This is a genomic window from Shigella sp. FC1567 (assembly GCF_001743015.1).
Taxonomy (GTDB): domain Bacteria; phylum Pseudomonadota; class Gammaproteobacteria; order Enterobacterales; family Enterobacteriaceae; genus Escherichia; species Escherichia coli.
In genome coordinates, this window is record NZ_MIIV01000481.1 from 1 (window position 1) to 215 (window position 215).

The 215-nt window shown below is 61.9% G+C and carries 1 pseudogene; it reads left to right on the forward strand.

Features of this window, described 5'->3' with window-relative positions:
* Positions 1-215: pseudogene (locus BHE85_RS27085) on the forward strand (prophage tail fiber N-terminal domain-containing protein); the annotation flags it as partial.

Below are 215 nucleotides of genomic sequence, written 5' to 3' on the forward strand. Positions count from 1 at the left end.
CGCAGCCGGAAACGCACGGCAGACGGCGCAGGATATGACGGCAGCCGCAACGGCCCGTGATGATGCACAACGTTTTGCGGAGAAAGCCCGACAGGATGCAACCGTCACAGCTGAGAACAGAAAGGCCACTGCGGAAGATGTGACAAGCACAGGAGCAAATGCAGCCGCAGCCGGACAGAGCGCACAGGATGCCGCAGGTTATGCCCGCGCAGCAG